The 23,871-nt window shown below is 61.4% G+C and carries 17 protein-coding genes; 10 read left to right on the top strand and 7 right to left on the bottom strand.

What is annotated here, in order from left to right; genetic code table 11:
- The first annotated feature begins 56 nt into the window (after positions 1 to 56).
- The gene (locus PY308_RS12365) at positions 57 to 920 is read left to right on the top strand and encodes a cytochrome b/b6 domain-containing protein (protein WP_275782891.1); all 864 of its coding nucleotides are present in this window, start codon (positions 57 to 59) and stop codon (positions 918 to 920) included.
- On the top strand, positions 917 to 1,708 hold the full coding sequence (locus tag PY308_RS12360; RefSeq protein WP_275782890.1) for a molybdopterin-binding protein: 792 nt from the start codon (positions 917 to 919) through the stop codon (positions 1,706 to 1,708). The genes PY308_RS12365 and PY308_RS12360 overlap by 4 nt, the downstream gene beginning before the upstream one ends.
- A 6-nt stretch (positions 1,709 to 1,714) precedes the next feature.
- Here PY308_RS12360 and PY308_RS12355 read toward each other — a convergent pair whose 3' ends face one another.
- The 3 genes from PY308_RS12355 to PY308_RS12345 all read right to left on the bottom strand — a co-directional run bounded on the left by PY308_RS12355 (position 1,715) and on the right by PY308_RS12345 (position 4,893).
- Positions 1,715 to 2,797 carry a YcjF family protein gene (locus PY308_RS12355; RefSeq protein ID WP_275782888.1) on the bottom strand — a complete coding sequence of 361 codons (1,083 nt, stop codon included), beginning with the start codon at positions 2,795 to 2,797 and terminating at the stop codon, positions 1,715 to 1,717.
- Positions 2,794 to 4,269: a YcjX family GTP-binding protein gene (locus PY308_RS12350; RefSeq protein ID WP_275782886.1), complete on the bottom strand. Its 1,476-nt coding sequence runs from the start codon at positions 4,267 to 4,269 to the stop codon at positions 2,794 to 2,796. Before PY308_RS12350 ends, PY308_RS12355 begins: the two co-directional genes overlap by 4 nt.
- 96 nt (positions 4,270 to 4,365) lie before the next feature.
- Positions 4,366 to 4,893, bottom strand: a complete 528-nt coding sequence (locus PY308_RS12345) for a SixA phosphatase family protein (RefSeq protein ID WP_275782883.1) — start codon at positions 4,891 to 4,893, stop codon at positions 4,366 to 4,368.
- 421 nt (positions 4,894 to 5,314) lie between these two features.
- Between PY308_RS12345 and dksA the strand changes: the two genes are divergently transcribed.
- On the top strand, positions 5,315 to 5,734 hold the full coding sequence (gene dksA / locus PY308_RS12340; protein ID WP_275782880.1) for an RNA polymerase-binding protein DksA: 420 nt from the start codon (positions 5,315 to 5,317) through the stop codon (positions 5,732 to 5,734).
- Positions 5,735 to 5,945: 211 nt separating this feature from the next.
- Here the strand turns inward: dksA and PY308_RS12335 are convergent, their stop codons facing one another.
- On the bottom strand, positions 5,946 to 13,571 hold the full coding sequence (locus PY308_RS12335) for an apolipoprotein A-IV repeat region-like domain-containing protein (RefSeq protein WP_275782878.1): 7,626 nt from the start codon (positions 13,569 to 13,571) through the stop codon (positions 5,946 to 5,948).
- Positions 13,572 to 14,202: 631 nt separating this feature from the next.
- Here PY308_RS12335 and PY308_RS12330 point away from each other — a divergent pair.
- From PY308_RS12330 to PY308_RS12320, 3 genes are all read left to right on the top strand, one after another.
- Positions 14,203 to 14,571, top strand: a complete 369-nt coding sequence (locus tag PY308_RS12330; RefSeq protein ID WP_275782875.1) for an Hpt domain-containing protein — start codon at positions 14,203 to 14,205, stop codon at positions 14,569 to 14,571.
- A 177-nt stretch (positions 14,572 to 14,748) separates the two neighbouring features.
- Positions 14,749 to 15,069, top strand: coding sequence for a 2Fe-2S iron-sulfur cluster-binding protein (locus PY308_RS12325; RefSeq protein ID WP_275782873.1), 321 nt, complete (start codon positions 14,749 to 14,751; stop codon positions 15,067 to 15,069).
- 161 nt (positions 15,070 to 15,230) lie between these two features.
- Complete coding sequence (locus tag PY308_RS12320; RefSeq protein ID WP_275782871.1) at positions 15,231 to 16,151, top strand: alginate O-acetyltransferase AlgX-related protein; 921 nt, start codon at positions 15,231 to 15,233, stop codon at positions 16,149 to 16,151.
- A gap of 77 nt (positions 16,152 to 16,228) precedes the next feature.
- On the opposite strand, the gene PY308_RS12315 is transcribed toward PY308_RS12320, so the two are convergent.
- A complete protein-coding gene (locus tag PY308_RS12315) occupies positions 16,229 to 16,825 on the bottom strand; it encodes a DUF922 domain-containing Zn-dependent protease (protein ID WP_275791106.1) in 597 nt (198 codons plus the stop codon).
- 218 nt (positions 16,826 to 17,043) lie between these two features.
- On the opposite strand from PY308_RS12315, the gene folP reads away from it, so the two are divergent.
- Genes folP through folK form a run of 3 tightly spaced genes read left to right on the top strand, consistent with a single transcriptional unit; the run spans position 17,044 to position 18,828 of the window.
- Positions 17,044 to 17,910 carry a dihydropteroate synthase gene (gene folP, locus PY308_RS12310; protein WP_275782868.1) on the top strand — a complete coding sequence of 289 codons (867 nt, stop codon included), beginning with the start codon at positions 17,044 to 17,046 and terminating at the stop codon, positions 17,908 to 17,910.
- A gap of 8 nt (positions 17,911 to 17,918) precedes the next feature.
- Complete coding sequence (folB, locus tag PY308_RS12305) at positions 17,919 to 18,287, top strand: dihydroneopterin aldolase (RefSeq protein WP_275782865.1); 369 nt, start codon at positions 17,919 to 17,921, stop codon at positions 18,285 to 18,287.
- A gap of 58 nt (positions 18,288 to 18,345) precedes the next feature.
- A complete protein-coding gene (gene folK, locus PY308_RS12300; RefSeq protein WP_275782863.1) occupies positions 18,346 to 18,828 on the top strand; it encodes a 2-amino-4-hydroxy-6-hydroxymethyldihydropteridine diphosphokinase in 483 nt (160 codons plus the stop codon).
- 32 nt (positions 18,829 to 18,860) lie between these two features.
- On the opposite strand, the gene PY308_RS12295 is transcribed toward folK, so the two are convergent.
- Positions 18,861 to 19,892 (bottom strand): flagellar biosynthetic protein FliO, encoded by a 1,032-nt coding sequence (locus PY308_RS12295; RefSeq protein WP_275782861.1) that lies wholly within the window; start codon positions 19,890 to 19,892, stop codon positions 18,861 to 18,863.
- 352 nt (positions 19,893 to 20,244) lie between these two features.
- On the opposite strand from PY308_RS12295, the gene cckA reads away from it, so the two are divergent.
- Entirely contained in the window at positions 20,245 to 22,848 is a 2,604-nt protein-coding gene (gene cckA, locus PY308_RS12290) for a cell cycle histidine kinase CckA (RefSeq protein ID WP_275782859.1), read from the top strand.
- Between the two features lie 67 nt (positions 22,849 to 22,915).
- Here the strand turns inward: cckA and PY308_RS12285 are convergent, their stop codons facing one another.
- On the bottom strand, positions 22,916 to 23,839 hold the full coding sequence (locus PY308_RS12285) for a pseudouridine-5'-phosphate glycosidase (RefSeq protein ID WP_275782857.1): 924 nt from the start codon (positions 23,837 to 23,839) through the stop codon (positions 22,916 to 22,918).
- Positions 23,840 to 23,871: the final 32 nt, after the last annotated feature.

Raw genomic sequence — 23,871 nt, 5'->3', positions numbered from 1 at the left:
TGCATTGAAACATTTGCCCGCACGGTTACGTAATGGCTTCGACAGGGAGGCGCGCCATGACCATCGTTGACGACATGAAGCTGCGGTCGAAGGAGCGCGGCGACGGCGGCAGGCTCGTATACCGGCACAGGCTTGCGACACGCCTCACGCATTGGACCTGGGCGATTGCCCTGTTCTTCCTGTTGCTCAGCGGCCTGCAGATTTTCAACGCCCATCCGAAACTCTATGTCGGGGAGCAGTCGGGATTTTCCTTCGACAACAGCGTGCTTGCAATACAAGCCCTTCGCAACACGGACGGCACTGTCGGCGGCTATACGACCGTGCTTGGCAAGACGTTTACGACGACAGGTATTCTGGGGGTGAGCGGTCCAGACGAAAGCCCGTCCTATCGCGGCTTTCCGGCCTGGGCGACGGTACCATCCTATCAGGATCTGGCGACCGGCCGCGTCGTTCATTTCTTCTTCGCCTGGTTCTTCGTTGCGGCCTTCCTCATCTGGTTCGCAACGAGCCTGATCAGCGGCCATCTGCGGCGGGATATCCTGCCGTCATTTTCGGATATCAGAGGGCTCCCACGCAGTGTCATGGATCATCTGCGTTTCCGGTTCCACCATGACGGCCGTTACAACGGGCTGCAGAAGCTCACCTATGCGGGCATCCTCCTTCTGGTCTTTCCACTGATCATTCTGACAGGGCTGACCATGTCTCCGGGAATGAATGCCGCCTGGCCCTGGCTCCTGGACATCTTCGGCGGAAGACAGACCGCGCGCACGATCCATTTTCTGTGCATGGTGCTGCTCGTCCTGTTCTTTCTCGTCCACATCGTGATGGTCATCGCGGCGGGGCCGCTGAATGAGATGCGCTCGATCATTACCGGCTGGTATCGGGCCGATGCTGCGAAGAAAGAGGAGCATTCCGCATGAGTGGCTTTGCGATCAATCGCCGCAGATTTCTTAGTCTGGCAGGAGTCGCTGCCTCTACCGTTCCGCTTGCCGGCTGCGACATGCTGGATGGTGCCCTGTCCAGCCAGAGCTCGCTCCGCGACATCATGGCATCGGCAAACGGGCTGACCTATCGTGTCCAGCGGATGCTGATCAGCGCCGATGCTCTGGCTCCGGAATTTTCGCAGAGCGAGGTGCGCCAAGGCCAGCGGCCCAACGGCTCGACCGATCCGGATGGCGCCGATTATCTGGCCCTCAAGGCCGGGAATTTCGGGGCTTATCGTTTGACAGTCGGCGGGCTGGTCGAGAAGCCGCTGAACCTCAGCCTCGAAGACGTGCGCAATATGCCGGCGCGCACGCAGATCACCCGGCATGACTGCGTCGAGGGATGGAGTTGCATCGCCAAATGGACCGGCGTCCCTCTGGCCAAGGTTTTGGACGAGGCGAAGGTGAAGCCGGAGGCCCGCTTCGTGGTCTTTCATTGCTACGACAGCATGGATCTCGGCCTGGCGGGGACGGTGCCCTATTACGAATCGATCGATCTGATGGATGCGCGCCATCCGCAGACGATTCTCGCCTATGGCTGCAACGATCAGGCGCTGCCCGTCGCCAATGGCGCGCCGCTTCGCGTCCGGATCGAGCGGCAGCTCGGCTACAAGATGGCGAAATACATCAAGGCGATCGAACTCGTTTCGACACTCGCGCCGATCGGGCGCGGCAAGGGCGGGTTCTGGGAAGATGTGGGTTACGACTGGTACGCCGGAATATGAAATGCCCTAGCCAGCATCGTCCTCCGGCGTCCGGCCTCTTGTGGCACCGGGTGCGAGATCGCCGATAAAATCGCCTATGCCCGGCCGTTTCAGTGCCCTGAAGGGCATGGGCCGGCACAGATCCATGGCGGCGATGCCGATTCGCGCGGTCATCAGACCGTTGATGACGCCTTCGCCCAGCCTTGCGGAAAGCTTCGACGCCAGTCCGTGGCCGAGCACCTGCTGGACAAGACTGTCGCCAACGGCGATGGAACCGGTCACGGCGAGATGGGCAATGACGTCACGCATCAGCCGCATCAGCCCCAGCGTGCCCGGTCGCCCGCCATAGAGGTCGGCCATGGCTCTGATCATGCGCGCCGCTTCATAGACGACATAGCCTATATCGACCAGGGCGCGGGGGCTGACGGCGGTGACAATGGACACGCGCTTGGACGCGTTGAGGATGAGCGTGCGCGCCTCCCGGTCGAGCGGCGCCAGCAATTCCCGCTCCGTCAGCTCGAGAAGATGCGGGCCGTCGATAATGTCGGTCTCGGTCTCCTTGAGCCGCAGGCGCCCACGGGCTGTCTGCGGCTTGGCGGCCAGCAGGTGAACCAGGTTTGCCATGACCTGCCGGGCGGGCTTGGCTGTCGGGGCGAGGCCCGCCTCCACGGCTTGCTGCTTCAAGGCTTGCACGGCCTTCAACCGCATAAGCCCGGCCAGTTCCCGGCTGACGACCACCAGGAAGGCAAGAACCGCCACCGCCGCCGTTGCAATTGCCAGATAGCCCAGCCAGTCGGCGCGGGTGAACAGGTCGCGCACGAGGCTGTCGACCCACAGGCCCAGCGCCAGGGAAAATAGGATGCCAAGCGCTGCAAACGCCAGCTTGCCGAAGGAGAAGCGCCGTTTGCGCGGCGTGGCGATTGCCGTCACGGGCAGGTTGCTCGTGGTGGCGACAAAGGGATCGTCAGTGTCCGGCGTCATGACGATGTTTTCGCCGAAGCTGCCCGGGCGCCGGCGAGGCGTATCGACGGCCGGAGGTTTCGGCGCGGCTTCGCCACCGATTGTAAAGGCGGCGGGCCTGCGTCCGGGAATTTGCGGCGTATTGCTCATGCCAACCGGTCTCCAAACAGAAATTGCATCGCCCTGTCGAGCCGGATATGTGGCACGGACAGTTTCAGTCCTCCGCGGGTTTCCTCGATATGCGGCGGGCGGAAGCGCACGAAGTTCAGGTCCGGCACCAGGCTTTCCTCCGGTTTTGATTCAAGGTCTTCAAACATCGAATCCGGATTCCTGGGCAAGTCCCCTGTAAAGATTGCCGTTTTCCGCTCTCCGTCGAAGGTCTCCCCATTGATGGTCTCGCCGGCCAAGGGGGTGCCGACGATGACGGGCAGGACGTGGCCGTCATGGTTGACGGTCGCCTCGCGGGTGGCGCGCACGGATGCGATCGCCATGACATCCAGACCCGCACCGCTCATGCCGATGCGGTCCACGGCCCGCTGGACGAGGCGGGCGGTGATGCGCTCCAGCCGGTCGTGGCTCTCGTGATGCAGATGATCGGCCTTTGTCGCGGCAATCAACACCCGGTCAATGCGCTTGCTCAGGAACGAGGACAGGAAGGAGTTTACTCCGGGCTGGAAGCTGGCGAGCACATCGGCCAGAGCCTCTTCCAGGTCGAGAAGGGATTCCGGGCCGCGGTTGATCGCCTGCAGGGCGTCGATGAGAACGATCTGGCGGTCGAGCCGGGCGAAATGCTCGCGGAAGAAGGGTTTGACTACATAGGTCTTGTAGGCCTCGTAGCGCCGTTCCATCATCGCCCAGAGTGACCCTTTTGGCGCCCGGCCGTCGGGCAGGCCGGCGAGCGGAGAGAAGGTCAGTGCCGGTGAGCCCTCAAGATCGCCCGGCATCAGAAAACGGCCCGGAGGCAGCGTCGAGAGCGAGCGTTCGTCGGATTTGCAGGCTTGCAGGTAGCGCGTGAAGCGGGCGGCAAGCTGTTGGGCGTCGGCTTCGTCTGCCGGCGCCTGGATGTCCAGAGAAGCGGCAACAGACAGCCAGTCGGCCGACAATTCGGAACGAACGCCCCGTTGAGCTCTTTCGACCGTTTTCGCGCTGAAAGTTCTGAAATCCTGCGCCAGCAGCGGCAGGTCGAGGAGCCATTCGCCGGGATAGTCGACGATATCGATCGACAGCCGGCCAGGCGATAGCATACGGCTCCAGCCGCTGGCGCTTTCATAGTCCAGCGTGATCCGCAATTGTGAGATCGCCCGTGTCGAATCCGGCCACAACCGATCTCGCACCAGGGCCGCGATATGATCCTCGTACTGAAAGCGCGGCACCGTATCGTCCGGCTGCGGTTCCAGCCTTATGCGAGAGACGCGCCCGGAGCGAACCGCTTCGAAGACCGGCAGGCGCCCGCCATTCAACAGATTGTGGACAAGGGACGAGATGAAAACCGTTTTGCCTGCACGCGACAAGCCGGTAACGCCCAGCCGCAGAGTCGGATTGACAAAGCCGGTGGCACGATCCGTCAGCGCATCGAAGGCAAGCTTGGCATCGTCGGAAAGTTGGGTCAGAAAAGAAGGCAATCTGTAGGCCTCGACAAGCGTTGAAACGGGTTTCGGCCTGGCGGCCCACAGCCGATATAGGGCTGAAAGGCCTGGGATGAAAGAACCGTGCTTTTATCAGCCGCGATGGCAATCGGGATCGATCAGGCCGACAAGCCTTCCCCGCGGTTTGACGCCCGGCCGCGGGTGGTCTTCGAGGTCAATGGCCGCAAGAATGCCGGGAGAATATCCGAATGGCATCGCTTCGGCAGACGCTTCTTCGCCGACGATTTCCTGAAGGATTTCTTCGATCACCGGATTATGGCCGACGACCAGCAAGGATCTGCCCTCGGCATTCTCGGTGATGGCGTGGCAGTAGATTTCGACGGTCCCGGTATAGAGTTCTTCCAGATAGCGCGTTTCGACCGCATCGCCGATCGCCGCCTGGAAGGCTGCCGTGGTTTCGCGGCAGCGGCGGGCGCAGGAACTCAGGATGCACTCCGGCACGTAGGACGCGCGTGCGGCCATGCGCCCCGTAATTGCAGCCTCGCGGCGACCTGCCTCATCCAGAGCCCGGTCGAAATCCGTCTCGCCCGGCTGCGTCGATCCGGCCTTCGCGTGGCGGAGAAGATAGAGCCGGAAAGCCGGAGCAGGCGACGCTGACATGATGGGATCCCGGACGCTGATACACTGAAGCGTTGTCAGCCGCGCAAGCGGAAAGATCAAGTCATGACAACCGGTTTCTCGGGATCGAAAGCGCGAAAACCTTGCGCGAATTCTGGTTGGACGGTTGGAGACGGAAAAGGCTGAACAACATGTTGCCTATTTTTTACGCGCTGAACTCCGGGAAACGGTTCCGTCCGGTCGCTTTTCAAGGCCAATGCGAGTTTCGCACGGTTGGATGCCCCTCACTGACACGGCAATTCGCCGAGAAATCGAAATCCTGTAATTCTGATGAAATATTAGACTGTTAGCCTTGCAATGAAGCAAAGCTTTAAAAAAGCCGCGCTGTTTTTCAGAGGCTTGAAACAGGACCTGCATGGGTCTATACACCGCCGAATATGAGATGTTCTTCAGGAGAATCGCGTTGAGTGAGAAGATCGATCTTAGTTCCTTCGTCCTTTCGGAGACAGAGGAATTCATGAATACCAATCAGCGAGCTTATTTTAGAGCAAAACTGAACGCATGGAAGAATGATATCCTTCGCGAAGCGCGGGAAACGCTTGGCCACCTGGCAGAAGAAAGCGCAAATCATCCCGATCTCGCAGACAGGGCGTCTTCCGAAACTGACCGGGCCATCGAGCTTCGGGCAAGGGACCGTCAGCGCAAACTGATCTCGAAAATCGACTCCGCCCTGCAGCGGCTGGATGAGGGAACCTACGGTTACTGTGAGGAAACAGGCGAGCCGATCGGCTTGAAGCGGCTTGACGCCCGTCCGATCGCCACCTTGTCGATCGAGGCCCAGGAACGTCACGAGCGCCGCGAAAAGGTTTATCGCGACGAATAGCATCACGCTTTCATGTCGTGATTTCGAGCGGCTTCGGGGGCATCCCGGAGCCGCTTTTTTGTTTTGCCAGCTGTGGTGTGAGGCAGACAGACACACTTTCAAAGGGCTGCCGGGCCTCGGCTGATCGACGCCTGTCCGGGATCCACCAGCCGGATACAAAAAAGCCCTGCCGGCATTCTGTGCGGCAGGGCTCCTTGATGTTCAAGCAGTTTTAGTTGAAGCGTCCCGCTGCGTGGGCCAGCATGGTGTAGACCTTGCCGGTATCGGAGGTCAGATAGCTCTGCGTCATCGCCTTGTCGCGGTCGTTGCGGGCAACATCGCCCAGCAGCTTTTCAAAATCGGCGATGTAACGATCAACGGCAGTCCGGAACTCGGGCTCCCGGTCATACTTGCGCTTGATTTCGTCGAAGGTCTGCTGGCCCTTCAGCGTATAGAGGCGGCGCGTGAACACATCGCGTTCGCCGCGCTGATACCGACGCCAGAGGTCGACCGAGGCGTCGTGGTCGATGGCGCGGGCGATATCGACCGACAACGAATTCAATGATTCCATCACATGGCGCGGATTGCGGGTGTCGCCGGCGCGAGGCGGGCTTTGTGTCTCTGCGGTCCGTTGTGCAGGAACCGCTGCCGGGGCTGCCTCGTCCCGCGAGGCGCCGCGCAACAGGTCCTGCATCCAGCCGCTGCCTTCTTCCGAGACCTGCCGAATGGTTGCCGGCTCCTGCTGCCGGACGGATTCCTGCTGCCGGATGGGCGGCTGCTGAAGGGCTGGCGTCGGGGTAACGGGGCGTTGAGCGGCAGGTTGCTGGAATACAGGCTGCTGGGCGACAGGCATGGCCGGCCGGGGCTGCTCAATGCCCAGGCTGCCGCGCAGGGCGGTCGCCGGCTCCTGCGGAAGCATATCGGCGACGGGTGTCTGCTTCGGTGTCGCCTGGGCAGCCTCTGGCGCCACGGCTTCAGCGACGACAGGAACGGCGGCGACCGGCTGCTGCCGTGTCGCGGCCGCCTGAGACGCCGGCTGCTGCTGGCGCGGCGCGGGGTGAGCGATCTCGAGCTGCCCGGAGGACTTGCCGATAATGTCCGACAGTTCCTGGAGCGCCTTGATCTGCTCGGCAACGGCGCGGCGCATGGCTGCGGCATTTTCCTTGGCTTCTTCGGGAAGGTCGAAGGCTCCCCGCTTCAGCTCCTCGCGGGTCGTATCAAGCTCACGCTTGATTTCCCCGGCCGAGCGGCGGATTTCTTCGGTCGCGCCGCTGAAACGGGCGACCGCCTCTTCGACGGCCTTGCGGATCGTTTCGCCCATGAGCTGGGCAGATGCGTCCGACTTCTTGCCCGTTTCGTTCATCAGGCGGTCGATATCCGACAGCGAAGCGCCGACGCTGCCGCGCAGCCGCGATGCGATCTCCTTCGAGCGTTCCTCCGCCCGGGCAAAAGCTCCTTCGACGGACAGGCCGGAGGCCTCGCCGGCCTTGGCAACAGCATCGCGCATGGCTTCGCTTGCCGAGAGAGCCCGGGCTTCCGCCTCTTCGAGCGTCTTGCTCACATCCGCATAGGCGGCGCGGACACTCGAGCGCAGCGTACCGGCGACCTCAGCGGACCTCTCCTGTGCCCGCACAAAGACGGATTCGACGGAACTGCCTGCTTCGTCGCCGGCTTTTACCACTGCGTCGCGCATGGCGCTCGCTGCGGCCGTCGCACGCTGTTCCGCATCCGTGAGGATGCGGCCGACGTCATTGAAGGAGGTCTGGATGCCGGCGCGCAGATTGCCAGCAACCTGCGTCGAGCGGTCTTCTGCGCGCTGGAAGGCGCCATCGACGAAGCCTTCGAGCGCGTGCATGGTCTTTTCGATTTCCTCTGAACGGCTGACGAGCCCGATGGAGAGGGTGCGCAGCGCATCTTGCCGCTCTTCCAGCGTGCTGACCAGATTGGACTGTGCGGCGCCCAAAAGATCCGAAGCCTGGCCCAGCACTTTCGAGTGATCCTCGAAGCGGCCGACGATGCTTCCGATCTGTGACAGGGTCGAGCCGGAAATGTCCGCCAGTTTGTCGACCTTGCCCTCAAGCAGACGTGTCGATGTGGACAACATTTCGGAAGCGCGCGTGGCGGATTCCGAGAACTGCGCCGTCGTCGTTCCCAGCTGCTGGTCCATGGCACCAAGATTGGCGCTTGCCTGCTCGACAACCTCGGCGATCGAACTGTTGCTGGCGGCCAGCTGGTTGATCAGGCCCATTGCGGTCGATTGCAGACGGTTCTCGACCATCTTCATTGCCCTGGCGGTTTCTTCCGCGCGGCTGGAGATGGCGTTCAAGGTCTCGCCCGTGCGGCTGGCGAGGCTTTCCAGGAGGGCTTCGTTCTCGGCGCGCAGACGATCTGCGCTCTGCTGGGCGGCTTCACCGATGCGCTCGGCCAATGCGCGGCCGGTTGCTGCATATTCATCGACAACAGGGCGCGCCTTCTCATCGATCAGGCGCGTCAGTTCGGCCGAGCGGCCGGCCAGCATGGAATTCAGCTCGCGCGTGCCGTCGTCGAGTGTCGTGCGGATCGAACTGCCGCGAACTTCGAGGGCTTTTTCGACATCGGCAAGGCTCTGCTGCAGGGACGATGCCTGCTCGCTAACCCGAGCCTGCGTCTGGGCGATGCGCGAGGCTGCCCCGTCGGTCGCTTCGCCCACGGAGCGGGCAAGCTCGGCACTGCGCATGGCGGCGGTTGCCGCCGTCTTTTCGATGCTCGACTGGAAGTCAGCCTGGCGGGCTGCCATCGCCTGGGCGAAGTCGTCGCCGGCCCTGGCCAGAAGCTCCGCCGAGCGCAGGGCTTCGGCATCGACGGTCTGCGCGGCATCGCCGACTGCGCCGCGAAGGTTGGTCACCAGCCCGGCGGCTTTGCTTTCGATGGTGCGGCTGACATTATCGAGCCCGATGGCCAGGGCGCGGTCCATCGTTTCCAGCCGTTCGCCGATCCGGCCGGTGCCACTTTCGATACTGGCTTCTATCCGGGCAGCGGCTTCGCCGCTGACCCGGCCGATTTCCGCTGTATGAGTGGTAAGCGTATCGGCGATCCGGCTAGCCGCCTGGCTGCTCACGCGATCGATTTCGTCCGTCCGTCCGGCGAGACTACCGGCGATGCGGTCGGCGGCAGACATGCCGGCCTGTTCGAGTTCGGCCGTATGGCCCGACAGCGTCGATGCAATACGGGCGGCAGCCGCGCTGCCAATCCGGTCGATTTCCTCGCCGCGTCCAGACAAGCTCCCGGCTATGCGATCGGCCGCATCGGCGCTGACCTTTTCCAGTTCGGCAGTCCGCTCTGCGAGAGTGGAGGAGATCCGAGCCGCGACGGTGTTGCCGATGCGGCCAATCTCTTCGGTGCGACCGCCCAGACTGTCGCTGATCATGGCAACGGCCGCGGTGCTGGCCTGATCGAGGCCATTTGTCTGTTCCAGCAGTCTTTCGGCAATACGGGTCGCCGCAGCGTCGCCGACGCGGACGATGTCCTCGGTGCGGCCGGAAAGGCTGTTGGCAATCCGCGCTGCCGCACGGTCGCTGGCCATGTCGAATTCGGAAACCTTGGCTGCTAGCGTGTCTGCGATGCGCTGGCCGGCGCTGTCGACGAACTCGCTGACGCCGCCGACGCTGTCGCGGATTCGGTACTCCAGAGCGCCGAGCGAGTCCTCAATACGGGCGCCGGTCACATCGACGCTGGTGTTGATGTTGGACATCGAAACGTCCATCCGGTGGGTCAGCGTATCTGCCGCACGGGTAATCTGCTCGGCGCTTTCGCCAAGCCGGTCGGCGATATGGCCGGTGCTCGACAGCATCCGCTGTTCCAGCGCAACGCTGCTCCTGTCTATGGCGCCGGAGAGTTCCGCCTGGCGTTCGTCCAGCGTCATTTCGAGCATGCTGGCGCTGGTGGCCATCGTGGTTGCGATCGTGGTGGTCTGCTCGGAAAGCACATCATTCAGTGTTTCCGTACCATGCGCCACGGCAAGATTGATCGCGTTGATACGATCGTCCAGCGTCGCCTGGATCAGGTCATGAGTCGAGGCCAGATGCGTGGCGAGATGTCCGGCGCGGCTGGTGAGCATCCGCTCGATTTCGGAGGCTCTGCCGGTGACCGATTCCGCGAGTTCCAAGGCATGGCCGGAAAGGTTGGCGGCAATTTCCGCCGACGCGCCGGTCATCGTCACTGCTATTTCGTTGACACGGCCGCTCAAATTGTCAGCGATCGCGGCAAAGCGTCCCGACATTTGCTGCTCGATATCGCCGACGCGGTCCGCCATGGTTTCGGCGATGGCGCTGGCGCGGAAGGAGAGGCTGTCCGCGATCTCTTCGGTACGGCTTGCAACCGTTTCGGTCATCTCGCTGGCGCGGGCAGCCATGGTACCGGCGATCTCGGACGAACGTTGCGACAGCAGCGCGTCGAGCGTCGCCGTCTGGCTGGCGAGCGTATCGCTCATTTCACGGTTGCGGTCCGACAGCAGTGTTTCCAGCCGTGCTGTCGTTCCGCCGATCGTGTTTTCGATCGCGCCGGCCGTCGAGGTAAGAACATTCGCAAGGGTGCCGGTGCGCTGTCCGAGCATCGCGTCCAGCCGCTCCGCCGTACCATCCACTGCAGTTTCGATAGCGCCTGCCGATGCGGCAAGCACGCTCGACAAAGCTTCGCTGCGCTGTGCAAGAACTGCGTCAAGGCGTTGTGCCGTGCCATCGAGCGCAGTTTCCATCTGCCCGGTCGAGGAGGCGAGGGTGTTCGCCACCGCCTCGCTGCGCGCAGCCAGCACACTGTCCAGGCGCCTTGCCGTCGTGTTGACGGCCGCCTCGATTGCGCCGGTCGATGAGGCAAGCGTGCTGGCAATGGCTTCGCCACGCTCGACAAGCATCGTTTCCAGGCGCTGAGCCGTCGTTTCCGCCGAGGCCTCGATTGCGCCGGTGGATGAGGCAAGCGTGCCGGCAATGGCTTCGCCGCGTTCTGTAAGCATTGTTTCCAGGCGTCTTGCCGTCGTATTGACCGACGCCTCAATTGCGCCGGCCGATGAAGCAAGCGTGCCGGCGATGGCTTCGCCACGTTGTACAAGCATCGTTTCAAGGCGCTCAGCCGTCGTTTCGACGGAGGCTTCGATGGCGCCGGTCGACGAAGCAAGCGTGATGGCGATGGCTTCGCCGCGTTCTGTAAGCATCGTTTCCAGGCGCTGAGCCGTCATTTCGACGGAGGCCTCAATGGCGCCGGTCGACGAAGCAAGCGTGATGGCGATGGCTTCGCCGCGTTCGGCAAGTACCGTTTCCAAGCGTTGAGCCGTTGTATTGACGGAGGCCTCAATCGCACCGGTCGAGGAAGAAAGTGTGGTGGCGATGGCTTCGCCGCGCTCGGTAAGCATTGTTTCCAGGCGCCGAGCCGTCGTTTCGACAGACGTTTCCATCGCGTCGGCCGAGGAGGACAGCGTTGTTGCCAGGGCCTCGTTACGCCGGGACAACAGCGTGTCCAAACGCTGTTCCGTCGTGTCGATTGTCGCCTCAATGGCACCAGCCGAGGATGCCAGCATGATCGAGAGCGTACCGGTGCGTTCCGAAAGAACCGTATCGAGGCGTTCCGCTGTCCCGGCAACTGCGCTTTCGATTGAGCCGACCGAAGAGGACAGAACCCTGGCCAAGGCGCCCGTGCGCTGGGACAGGATCGTATCCAGGCGCTCCGCAGTTCCTTCGAAGGCGCTGTCGATTGATTCGGAGCTGGCGGCAAGCAGGCCGGAGAGTTCGACGGTTCGCTCGGCCAACGTGTTGTCCAGTCTCAGCTGACTTGAGGCAACGGCACTGGTGATCTCGTCCGCACGGGAAGCCAGCGTGTCCTCGATCCGACCATGTAGGGTCTGCAGGCCCTCCATCAGGCCGCTCACCTGCGTGTTCAGTTTTTCGACAACACCGCGGTGGCCAGCGGCGATTGCGCTTGCCCGGGCGTCCAGTGTTTCGGCCAGACGCTGCTGGCCCTCGATGAGAGCGGACTCCAGCAGGCCGGCACGTTCGCCGAAACCGGACTCGATGCGATCCTGCGCTGCCGTCAGAGCGCTCATCAGCGTGCCCGAACGTTCTTCAAGGACACTGTCGATCTTCTGATGTGCACCGCTCAACGCGTCGCTCAGTTCGGCGGCCTTGCCGCTGATCGTGTGCTCGATGAAATCCTGGGTCGTTCCCAGGGCTGTGGCAAGCGTCAGGGATTGCTCGGACAGGGCGGATTCGAAGCGTTCGATGCCGCCGTCCAGCATACCGCCAATGGATTCGGCACCGCCGTTGACAGACTGGTTGATGCGGGCGAGGCTTTCCATCAGCTTCGAATCGAGCATGCTGGCGCGCTTGTCGAAGGCTGTCGCGAATTCGTGGAACCGCGAATCAAAGGCCGTGGACAACTGACCGACCGTGGTCTGCAGTTTTTCCTCGAAAAAGCCCGAGCGCAGATCCAGATCCATGATCATGTCGTCAGCGCTTGTCTTGAGGCTCTGGCGGAAGCTTGCTCCTTTTTCGTCGAGGGCGGAATTCAGGTTGCTCAGAATATCGTCGAGACCGCCGGTGATCGCCTGCTGGCCGACATTCAGGCTTTCGTTGAGATCACGCGTGCGGGCGATCAGCGTTTCGTTCAGCTGGCGTGCACGTTCGTTGAGGGCTGTGTTCAGCTTGTCCGTATTGGCATCGAGAGAGGAGGCCCGCGTTTCGAACTGCGTCAGCAGTTGCTGGCCACGCTTCGTCAGCGTCTGGTTGAGATTGTCGAGGCGCGTATCGAATTCGTTGCCAAGCGAGACGCCCGCGGTGGTCAGTCCGGTCAAAAGGGCGTCGGTGCGGGTCGACAGCATTGCGTCGATCGTCTGCGTCGCGCTGTTGGAGCGCTCCATCAGGGCCGCGGCGCGGGTTTCGATCATCGAAGCGAAAGCTTCACCCGAGGTTGCGATGCGGTTTGAGATATCGTCGCCAGCGGTGGCGAGCTCGTCGCGCAACTGCGTATGGGCGCCGGCAATCGAGGAGCGAATCCGCTCGGCATGGCCAACAATCGCCTCACGCTCAAGGCCGAGTTCCTGCACCAGGGTGCGCACGCGCAACTCATTGTCACTATAGGAGCGCTCAAGCGCGTTGACCTCGGAATGAACAAGCGTTTCAAGCTCTGTAGCACGGGCAATCGTCCGTTCGATGCCTTCGTTCATGGCTGAAACTTCGCGACGGACGGCCTGGCCGACGGTCATGATGCGCTCGGATGCCGTAGTTTCCGGTTCGGCAAGGCGCAAGGCGACTTCCGCCATGGAGCGCGCCGCATTTCGCAACTCCTGGGCACGCGAGATCATGATGGCGAAGGAAAAGAACAGCATCACCGGCAGAAGGGTGAAGATCGCGACGCCGATAGCGCCCGGCATGGCAGACAGATCGGCGAGGGAGCGGATCTGCCAGATTTCCGGCGCATAAAGCAGATTGGCAACGCCAAGCCCACCGATGATCCACAAAGCCGACACCGCCGCTGCAACCCGTACGGCGGTGCGGCTCGACCGGACGTCGAGAGAGCGCAGCACCGCGGCCGGTTTTTTGCGTCCGCCATCATTGGCCGGCGCGAAGGAGGGGGCCTTGGGGGCGGGTTCGGGAGAAAGGCTTTTCTGTATCTCGCTTTTTTGAGTTTCGCCTGTCCGGGCGGCCTGGTTCTGCGGCGATGCCGCCGCCGGCTGCGCCGAGCCCGGAGTCCGGACCTTCGCCTCAGACGGTTTTTCCGGGGGAGACTTTTCGTTCAGCGCGGACTTAAGCTCGTCGAAGTCGATTTTCAGCGCGTCTTCCAACGCCTGAAACGCCTTGTCGTCGATCGACTCATTGCTTTTGTTCGTTGCCATGCGGATACGCCTCGTTACTAAACTGCCCTTCCGGAGGGTTCCCTTTGCAGCACCGCCTGCATCGGAAACATCACCGGTACCCGGACCGCCACGGCGGGTTTTGCGCATCGATACGCGCGCGTCCCGACATGCACTCATTTCAACCACTGACCCCGCGGAACGGCATTTCGTCCGGGGCAATCCGTGGAATGCGCATTCTGTCGAGATTGTCTGCACCTTCAGGCGTAAACAAATCCCTCAACGTACCGTAGTGACACATTCACCGGTTCCTTACAATTAAGGGCCCCGGCCATTCGTTAAAATCCTAACAACTTCTTAATGAAAATTGCTTCTATCCTCTGTCGAAAGCGTTGAAATCGCGCAGTTTAACCCGCGTTAACCATGGCGTCAGAAACCTGCCCTCATTCAGCCGCCTTTTAATCGAATAGCAGCGCGCCGATGGCTTCATGGGTGTCCGAAGAAGACAGATGGAAGCAGATCAAGGCGCAGGCGAGATCGGGTCGGCGTGATCCAGGGCCTTCCGCGGTACGCAGACAGTTCATCTCTCGGCGTCACTTGGATTTTGCCGGCACAAAGCAGGGCAACCGATGCATCGGTTGCGTCATAAGAAAACAGATCAAGGATATGGCCCATGGCGGCACTCAAGATTGCATTCGAAGCTCCCGAGAATTTTCACGGGCCACGCCCTTCGACCTCCCGTCCCATCGATCTCGTGCATCTCGCCGTCCAGACCATGGGCGACAAGCTGCTGGAAATCGAAGTGCTACAGCTCTTCGGCCGGCAGGCGCGCCAGATCATGAAGGAACTGTCCTCGGGCGAGACCTTGCCAATGGTTGCCGCCGCTCACCGTCTCAAGGGGGCGGCGCTCGCCATCGGCGCCTTTGATGTTGCCGAGGCCGCAAGGCTCGTCGAGGCGGATCCAACGCAGCCCGTGCATCTTGCCTCGCTTAGCGCGGCGGTGATCGATGCCGAACTGTTCATCCTCAAGCTTTGCCGGTAAAGCCAATCTCGTCTCGATGCATCCGACGTTGATCGCGTCGGGAGCACCGCGGTTGCTTACATCCATTGCGAGTTGACTGGCAAAAGGATTTGTTGGAAGAAATCCCAAATCTTTGCCGCCGCGAGGGGCGGCCTCACCGCTCCTGCGGCCGATCAACGCCAAGCATCCGGAAAACCTATGCCAAAATTGTCCATCATCGCCTTCGACGGCACACATTATGATTTCGACGTCCAGAACGGCTCGACCGTCATGGAAAACGCGGTGCGAAACTCGGTGCCGGGTATCGAGGCCGAGTGCGGCGGCGCCTGCGCCTGTGCAACCTGTCATGTCTATGTCGACGAGGTCTGGTCGGCAGCCGTCGGCGCGCCAGAAGCCATGGAAGAGGACATGCTCGATTTCGCCTATGACGTTAAGCCGACCTCGCGCCTTTCCTGTCAGATCAAGATGAACGACAGTCTCGACGGTCTGGTCGTTCATGTTCCGGAGCGGCAGGCATAGTCGCATCTGGTGACGCCCCAGCCATGAACGCTCTCCCGGGTTCGATCGGCGAGCGGGCACGAGCATGAAAGCCACCGCTAAATCTGCAATCGCTTTGGTAGACTTCCACCCTCTTAGACCTTAACAACGGTTAAGAAGAGTGCAATCGATAGGGTAAATTCGTGAGCGGGATTATAAAGGCGCCTGGCGGCGCAAGAGGGCTGATCGGCAAAGAAAACTGGCTGTTCCTGGTGGGGGATTCCAATGACGTTTTCAGCGAACTTACCGGCAGACAAATCATGTCTGATGAGGCCATTGCCAGATATGGCGAGGTCTTCCGTCAACGGAAGTCGACGTTCGACGCCCTGGGTATTCCCTATTTCTTCTTCGTCGCGCCGACGAAAGAGATGGTCTACGAGGATCGATTGCCGCACGGTTACGACATCATCTACGAAACTTTCCCGTCCACTCCCGTGCTGAGGGTGGCCCGCGAGGCAGGCGTTCCCGGCGGCTATCTAAGGGAAGTGGTCAAGGCTGCCAGAAGCGGCGGTGAAGTCTACTACCGTACAGATACCCATTGGAACCTCTATGGAGGCCATGCGGCCTATGCCGAAGTACACCGGCAGCTTTCCGAGGTCATGAGCTTGACACCTGTTATCGAGTGGGACGCGGTAAAGCTGACCGAACCGCAACCCTATCGGGGCGACCTTGCGAACAAGGTCAAGATGGTGCTCATTCCAGACGCTGTGCCGCGTTTTCTTGAAGTTGCCGAGGGGGCAATTCCGGTTTCCGACTATGACGAAACTTTTTCAAAGATCGTCAGTCCCATGAACTACAAAATTGGCGAGGTGGCCGATTATCTGAAGGTATCCCCAACGCGGGATACCGTGGTTCACGAGACGGAAGACAGCTCGCTACCGACAGCCATGGTGTTCCGCGATTCTTTCGCGCTCGCTCTCATGCCGTATCTGTCCAACCATTTTTCCCGGATCGTCTACGTCTGGAAGCCCGAACCGAACTTTGATCTGATCGCCAAGGAGAAGCCGGATGTGGTGATCAACATCAATCTCGACCGGTTTTTGCGGTTGGTCCCGACCAGGTAGACTCACATCCGCCCGGAATGTCATTTTCGATGAGACGCTCCGGGCCTGCGTGTTCCCGACAGTGTGACTTATCTGCTTCAGCGCGCCGGCTTGGACAACGAGTCCAGCCGGTATTTCAGAAGGCGGACCATGCGCCGGTCGAAATTAGCCGCTTCCGTCCTGTCGAAACGGGCCTGATCGCGGTCATGTGCCTCGATGGCCGTCTCGCTCAACCGGGCAACCCGCGCCTGCATGCGCTCGCAATCGGCCTCCGGCTTCAATCCGAGAAAATCCTTTTCCAACTGGCGAGCGTGATTGCGGGCGATCTCCGCATGCCGCTCCTCGTGGCGCTTGATGTCGCTGGCCAGCGTATCCCAGACGAGCGCAAGGTCGCGGCCGGCCTTGCGACGGTTTTTCCAGCGCGGCAGGATAAGCCTGGTGTTAAGCGTCACCTTGGCGCTGCCGACCGCGCAGCGTTCGCCGTGCTTCACATAGGTTACGGTGCCGCCGAACTTGATCTTGGTTGCGCCGGGATGCCGGCTGCCGGTCGAATTCATCATTGGACCGTTTTCCGAGAGGGCCTTGTCGAGCTCCTCTGCCGTCCTGCCGCCGATGGAAAAATAGGTGATGCTCTTGCTGATCGCGGTTTCGGCCCGTGCGGGCAGGGCATGACCCGACCCGATACAAGCGACCATGAGTGCGGAGAGGAAAGTGCGGCCAGTCGGCATAGGTTTCAGGTCCGGCGGTTGAACTTGCGTGAAGCTTGGGGCATAGCCAGCCGCAGTGCAACAACAAAGAGGCGGCGGCGCCGGGAAACCGGAAAAGACGGTTTAGCAATGCTGATTGTTGCCGTGTGTGGCGCATTGGTTCCGGTTTTGCTGTATGTTGCGCGCATACCGTATGGAGAGACAATATGGCCGATCCTTTCGGGCCTAGAACATGGCGACTGGCGCATGGTCGCAGCCTGGTGCTTGGTCCTGCCGGCCTATTGATGGCGATCATCAACGTGACGCCGGATTCCTTTTCCGACGGCGGCGCCTATTCCGGGATCGACGCCGTGATTGCTTCGGCGCTTGCCTGTGTCGATCAAGGGGCGGCTATCCTCGATATCGGCGGGGAATCGACGCGTCCCGATGCAGCGCCGGTCCCGGCGGCGGAAGAGCAGGCGCGCGTGCTTCCTGTCATCGAGGCGCTGTCGGAGCGCACCGGTGCGATCCTGTCCATCGACACCTATCGCGCCGAAACCGCGCGACTGGCGATTGCCGCGGGCGCCCATGTCATCAATGATGTGCACGGACTGCAGCGCGAACCCGCTATCGCGGCGGTCGCTGCCGTATCCGGCGCCGGGCTTTGTATCATGCATACAGGGCGCAACCGGGAAAAACTGCCGGATGTGATTGCCGATCAATACCATTTTCTCGGGCGCTCGCTGGAAATTGCCGAGGCATCCGGCATCGAGCGCGAGCGGATCCTTCTCGATCCCGGTTTCGGCTTTGCCAAGGACAGCGCGGAAAATACCGAACTGATGGCCCGTTTCCAGGAACTGCTTGGTTTCGGGCTGCCGCTTCTGGCGGGAACATCGCGGAAACGGTTCATAGGCGCGATTACCGGCCGGGACGTGCAGCAAAGAGATGCGGGGACGGCTGCCACCACTGCCGTGTTGAGACTGGCGGGGGCTGCGGTTTTCCGGGTACATGATGTCGCAATCAACAGGGACGCGCTGCTGGTCGCGGATGCTATTCTGGCGTCAAGACGAGACGCAGCGGTGCAGCAAGGATGAATGCGGCGATGACAGCGACCTACAGGATCACGCTTAAGAACTGCGCATTCTTTGCGCGCCACGGGGTGCATGACGAAGAGGAGTTTCTTGGCCAGCGGTTCTTCGTCGATGCGGAGCTCGATGTCGATCAAGGCACCGCTTTGATTGATGATTCCATCGAGGACACAGTGCATTACGGGCTTGTTTTCAAGGAAATTGAAAAGATCATTACTGGCCGGCGCCGATATTTGATCGAGGCTCTTGCCCTTGAGGTCGCTCAAACGCTCTGCAGCATCTTTCCGCAAATTCGTCGCGCCAGGATCGCCATCCGCAAACCCAATGCACCTGTTCCGGGTGTTCTCGACTATGTCGAAGTGGCGGTCGAGTATCTTGCCTGACGCGGCGGATCACGCTCTGAGGCCGCGACATCTCGCGACGCTCGGCCTGGGGGGCAATATGGGTGATCCGGCGGTCTCCATGGCGGCGGCCTTGTCGCTTCTCGATGCGCGGCCGGACTGCTCGATACGGCAGGTCTCGAAGCTTTACCGCACTCCGCCGTGGGGCAAGACTGACCAGGCGTGGTTCTTCAACGCTTGCGCAGCACTTGAGACCAGTCTGGCGCCGCAGGATCTTCTTGCCTGCTGTCTTTCGATCGAGTTGCAGATGAAGCGCGAACGGGGCGAGCGCTGGGGACCGCGGACACTCGATATTGACGTCCTGACATATGGGGAACTCGAACTCAGGTTGCCGGCGCTCGATATACCGCATCCGCGGATGACGACGCGCGGGTTTGTGCTGAAGCCGCTTGCCGATTTTGCGGCCGGTATGACAATTGGCGGTAAAAGCGTCGCAACATGGCTCGAGGCGGCTGATGTCGATGGAATAGAGGTCGCGGATGCGCGCGCAGACTGGTGGCGGGAACCTCGTGCAGGTCTTTGAACGCGGCAAGACGCCGGTTCGGCTTGGTGCCGTCAGTCCTTCCGCGTGACGGCAATTTCATTCAGCATCCTGTTCATTTCTTCTTCGAGTGACGGCTCGGTTCGCCCGCCTGCCACGGCAACGGGCGCCTCAAGCCGCGGCTCTTGCCGCGCGCCCTGCACGGGAGTTGCTGTACGTGGCTGTGGAGCGGCACGAATGTCGTCTGCCGTCAGTTTGCCGAGATCCCCCGTGATCTGCGCATCCAGGATGCGCTCGAACTCCGCTGTTGACGGGTCTTTCTGAGCGGACGGCGCCACGCCGGACGACCGGGGAGCAACGGTGTTGGCCGGAAGAATGGCGGCCGCCTTTTCAATCTCGGGCGTTGGGCGCTGGGCCTGGGAGGGGCTGGCAGCAAGCACGCGGCCGCGGGCGGCGTCCAGAATATCCTCGGGCGACTTCGCGCTCGCCACGCTGACCGCCGGAGTAACGGGTGTCGCGGCGCCTGCGCGCGCTTGTTGGCTTGCCACCCCTTCGACAGGCCTGCGGGCTGGAATCGCTGTCGTCTGCGATGCTGGACGGGCCTGTGCGGGCTGTGCGCTTCTCTGTACCGGTTGCACCGCCGGGCGGGTATCATCGCCGTAAAGAACCTGTCCCATGGCGGACACGGCGGCTGCCTGCGGTTCCGTCCGCGTTTCAGGTTGCGGCGCAAGACGCCGCTCGGCACTTTGGCGAACCGAGGTTTGTGGCACGGCCACTGCCGCAACTTGTGGAGCGGAATCGGTGGACTGGGCGATCTCGTCCCGGGCGATCCGACTTTCGATCACGACATCCGTCGGTCCGCCGATCAGGATGAGATGCTCGACATCGTCGCGGCGGACGAGAACCAGACGGCGCCGGGTATCGACCGCCGCGGCGTCGAGCACGGCAAGTCGCGGCTGCCGGTTTTTGCCGCCGCGAATGAAGGGCGACGACGGGCGGTTGCGCAGGAACCAGAGAACCCCCACAAGGCACAAAAGCCCGATTGCCACGGCTCCGGCCGCGATCACGAACCGGGTGCCATTGCTGCCGACCATCTCTTCGAACATGGGGGTAATCCTTCAGATATCAATCCGGCACCATTTGACGGCTTTTCGACCAGCGGCACAAGTCTTGCTGTTCCATTGTCCATCTTAGATTGAGCCTGATTTAGAGCGGACGGCGGCTTTGGCGAGGGTATGGCCGACATTCCCTGTGAATTGACGGCAAAGCATTTCATGCAGGTGCTTTCTGCACTTGGCCGCTACTGTTACAGATGATTCTTGTTTGGTGTTCGCGGATCCGCGCGGTTCGACCATCCGTGCCATCGCCTTGTAGCGAAGCGGCGGGATCGGGCGGCTTCTCCAATGCGCCGAGCTATCCATTCCGGATAAGCCCGGCACCAGACGCACGCGAGGGCATATGACGAAATTGCGACAGGCGGGTGATTATCACATGCCAATCGTTGACCGCGGGGCGCGGCCTGGCACCGTGCTGCGGATAATTTTGCTTGCTATTGTGCTGACAGCTTCCGCCGCTGCCTTCGTGGTGTTCAAGAGTCAGCTTGAAAACGAGATCGTGCTGGGCATTCTCGGCGTTCTGGCCATGGTCGGCATTTTCTTTCTCGTATCCTCGGTCATCGGTTTCATCGAGGTCATGCCGCAATCGCGACCGGACGATCTTGCCCGCGCTTTTCTTGACGGACATCAGGACGGAACGCTGATCACCGACCGCAAGGGGCGAATCATCTACGCCAACGCGGCCTATGGCGGGTTGACCGGCGCGAAAAAGGCGACGGAGATTCAATCGCTTGAAACCATTCTTTCGCGCAATCGCGAAGCGACCGAGGCGATTTACCGGCTGACAAACGGGCTGCATGAAGGCAAGGCCGGGCACGAGGAGTTCAGACTGCTGAAGCCGCTCAGCCCCGCAGGCGGCACCGCCGGCTCCGGTGCGCACTGGTTCCGGTTGAAGGCGCGGGTGCTGCCGCTCGAGGACGGCGACCGAAATCCCCTCTATCTTTGGCAGATTTCCGATATCACCTCCGAGCGCGACGATCAGGAGCGTTTTTTTAAGGAGTTGCAGAACGCCATCGATTATCTCGATCATGCGCCTGCCGGGTTCTTTTCCGCCGGTCGGAAAGGTGAGATCTTCTACGTCAACGCGACGCTTGCCGATTGGCTTGGTCTGGACCTCACAAAGTTCCAGCCGGGCTCGATGAACATCGCGGATCTCGTCGCAGGCGAGGGGCTGGCGCTGGTGCAATCGGTGCAGGCAGAGCCAGGTCTGAAAAAAACCAAGACACTCGATCTCGATCTGCGCAAGGCCAACGGCCAGAGCTTTGCGGTGCGCATGGTGCACCGAGTGTCCTCGGCGCGTGATGGCGCTCCGGGCGAAAGCCGGACGATCGTGCTTGCTCGCTCCAACGACGACGAGAGCGACCAGTCTGCATCGATCGCCGCCATGCGCTTCACGCGCTTTTTCAACAATACGCCCATGGCGATCGCATCCGTCGATGGTGACGGGCGGATCCTGCGGACCAATGCGCCTTTCCTAAAACTCTTCTCCGGCGTCGTCTCGCAGGACGACATGGAGCAGGGCGCGCTGCTGGAAGCCGTGGTGCATGATGCGGAGCGGCCGCATCTTCGCGAGGCGCTGGATGCGGCAAAGGACCGGCAAGGCGACATCCCACCGATCGATTCGCTGCACCCGACCGACGAGAACCGGCATTTCCGCTTCTACGTCAACGCGGTCATCGACCAGAGCGATCAGGCGCCGGAAGAGGCCGCGATCGTCTATGCGGTGGAGGTGACCCAGCAGAAGGCGCTCGAAACCCAGATGGCGCAGACGCAGAAGATGAACGCTGTCGGAACGCTGGCCGGCGGCATCGCCCATGACTTCAACAATGTGCTGACAGCAATCCTTTTGTCATCGGATCATCTTCTGCTGTCGGCCCGTCCGTCCGATGCGAGTTTCGCCGATCTGATGGAAATCAAGCGCAACGCCAACCGCGCGGCGGTGCTGGTGCGGCAGTTGCTCGCCTTCTCGCGCAAGCAGACCATGCGGCCTACCGTTCTCAATATGACGGATGTGGTCGGCGACCTTCGCATGCTGGTCGACCGCATGACGGGCACCAACGTGAAGCTGGACATCGACTATGGCCGTGATCTCTGGCCGGTGCGCACCGATCTTGGCCAGTTCGAGCAGGTCATCCTCAACCTTGCGGTCAATGCGCGCGACGCCATGCCAAATGGCGGCGTGATCACGCTGCGGACTCGCAATCTGCCGGCTGCGGATGTCGCGGCCATCAACCGGCGTGACCTCCCGGAGGAGGATTATGTCATGGTCGAGGTTTCCGACCAGGGCACCGGGATTCCGCCCGAAATCCTCGACAAGATTTTCGAACCATTCTTCACCACGAAGGAAGTCGGCAAGGGGACCGGCCTCGGCCTGTCGATGGTCTACGGCATCGTCAAGCAGTCCGGCGGCTATATCTATCCGGAATCCGAGGTGGGCAAGGGAACAACCTTCCGCATCTTGTTGCCCCGGTATGTCGAGGAGGCGCCGGTTCCGGGCGAAGAGCCGGAAACGCCGCCCGCAAGCCTGCTCGGCACGAAGCCCCAGTCGAGAACGGAGGAGCCGACCGACCTGACCGGAAATTCAGCCGTCGTGCTGCTCGTCGAAGACGAGGAGGCGGTGCGGCGCGGCGGCAAGCGCATGCTGGAGACACGCGGTTATACCGTCCACGAAGCAGGGTCTGGCGTCGAGGCGCTCGAGATCATGGCGGAACTTGACGGTGCGGTGGATATCGTCGTTTCCGACGTGGTCATGCCGGAAATGGATGGACCGACACTGCTACGCGAGATCCGCAAGACCTATCCGGATCTGAAATTCATTTTCGTTTCCGGCTATGCCGAGGATGCATTCGCAAAGAATCTTCCGGCCGATGCGAAATTTGGATTTCTGCCAAAACCATTTTCTCTCAAGCAGTTGGCGGTCGCTGTTCGCGAAATGCTCGATAGCTGACGGTCGATAAAAATGCGAAAAGGCTGGCAGATCGGCCAGCCTTCCAAGTCGGTTCGCGCTTCAAGCCTTACAACAGAGCCACGGCAATCTCGGCCGCAAGGCGGGCATTGTTTTCCACCAGAGCAATATTGGTCTCGAGGCTCCTGCCGTCCGTCAGGCCGAAAATACTGTCGAGCAGGTAGGGCGTGACAGCCTTGCCGGCGATTTCGTCCCGCGCGGCATTGTCGAGCGCGCGGGTAATGTAGATTTCCATCTCGTCGCGCGGAATCTCGTATTCCTCCGGAACGGGATTTGCGACCAGCATGCCACCGGCGAGGCCAAGGAGATCGCGTGTCCTTTGAAAATTGGCGATCGCCGCGGGGCTGTTGAGCATCAGGGGGCTCTTCAGGCCGCTGTCGCGCGACCAGAAGGCCGGAAAGATATCGCTGTCATAGGTGATGACCGGAACACCGCGTGTTTCCAGCACTTCGAGGGTCTTGGGGATATCGAGAATTGCCTTTGCGCCGGCGCAGACGACGATGACGCCGGTTCTGGCAAGCTCTTCCAGATCGGCCGAAATGTCGAAACTCTCTTCAGCCTTGCGGTGGACGCCGCCGATGCCGCCGGTCGCAAAGACGAAGATGCCGGCGCGGGCCGCCGCGATCATCGTGGCCGCGACCGTGGTCGCGCCGGTGCGCCGTTCGGCGATTGCGAAGGCGAGATCGGCGCGTGACAGTTTCATTGCGCCCTGAATCTGCGCCAGGGCTTCCAGTTGTGCATCCTCAAGCCCGATATGCAGGACGCCGTCGATGACCGCGATCGTTGCCGGCACGGCACCTTCCTCGCGAATGATCGCTTCGACGCTGCGGGCCATGTCGAGATTGCCGGGAAAGGGCATGCCATGGGTGATGATCGTCGATTCCAGTGCAACGATTGCGGCGCCCCGCGCCTTGGCGGCGGCAACTTCGCTGGAATATTCGATCGGCAGGAGCGGGGAGATCGGGCGGGTCATCTTTCAGTCCTTCTCGGGCAGGCGAACCTTGA

It is taken from the genome of Pararhizobium gei (assembly GCF_029223885.1).
GTDB lineage: Bacteria > Pseudomonadota > Alphaproteobacteria > Rhizobiales > Rhizobiaceae > Pararhizobium > Pararhizobium gei.
Note: the sequence above shows the minus strand (reverse complement) of the source record. Positions and strands in the feature narration are given on the sequence as shown.

Coding starts and splice junctions, on each gene's coding strand:
- PY308_RS12365 (WP_275782891.1), top strand. CDS start 57: ATGACCATCGTTGACGACATGAAGCTGCGGTCGAAGGAGCGCGGCGAC.
- PY308_RS12335 (WP_275782878.1), bottom strand. CDS start 13,571: ATGGCAACGAACAAAAGCAATGAGTCGATCGACGACAAGGCGTTTCAG.
- cckA (WP_275782859.1), top strand. CDS start 20,245: ATGACGAAATTGCGACAGGCGGGTGATTATCACATGCCAATCGTTGAC.
- folK (WP_275782863.1), top strand. CDS start 18,346: ATGGGTGATCCGGCGGTCTCCATGGCGGCGGCCTTGTCGCTTCTCGAT.
- PY308_RS12285 (WP_275782857.1), bottom strand. CDS start 23,839: ATGACCCGCCCGATCTCCCCGCTCCTGCCGATCGAATATTCCAGCGAA.
- PY308_RS12315 (WP_275791106.1), bottom strand. CDS start 16,825: ATGGTCGCTTGTATCGGGTCGGGTCATGCCCTGCCCGCACGGGCCGAA.
- PY308_RS12295 (WP_275782861.1), bottom strand. CDS start 19,892: ATGTTCGAAGAGATGGTCGGCAGCAATGGCACCCGGTTCGTGATCGCG.
- folB (WP_275782865.1), top strand. CDS start 17,919: ATGACAGCGACCTACAGGATCACGCTTAAGAACTGCGCATTCTTTGCG.
- folP (WP_275782868.1), top strand. CDS start 17,044: ATGGCCGATCCTTTCGGGCCTAGAACATGGCGACTGGCGCATGGTCGC.
- PY308_RS12325 (WP_275782873.1), top strand. CDS start 14,749: ATGCCAAAATTGTCCATCATCGCCTTCGACGGCACACATTATGATTTC.
- PY308_RS12355 (WP_275782888.1), bottom strand. CDS start 2,797: ATGAGCAATACGCCGCAAATTCCCGGACGCAGGCCCGCCGCCTTTACA.
- PY308_RS12360 (WP_275782890.1), top strand. CDS start 917: ATGAGTGGCTTTGCGATCAATCGCCGCAGATTTCTTAGTCTGGCAGGA.
- PY308_RS12330 (WP_275782875.1), top strand. CDS start 14,203: ATGGCGGCACTCAAGATTGCATTCGAAGCTCCCGAGAATTTTCACGGG.
- PY308_RS12345 (WP_275782883.1), bottom strand. CDS start 4,893: ATGTCAGCGTCGCCTGCTCCGGCTTTCCGGCTCTATCTTCTCCGCCAC.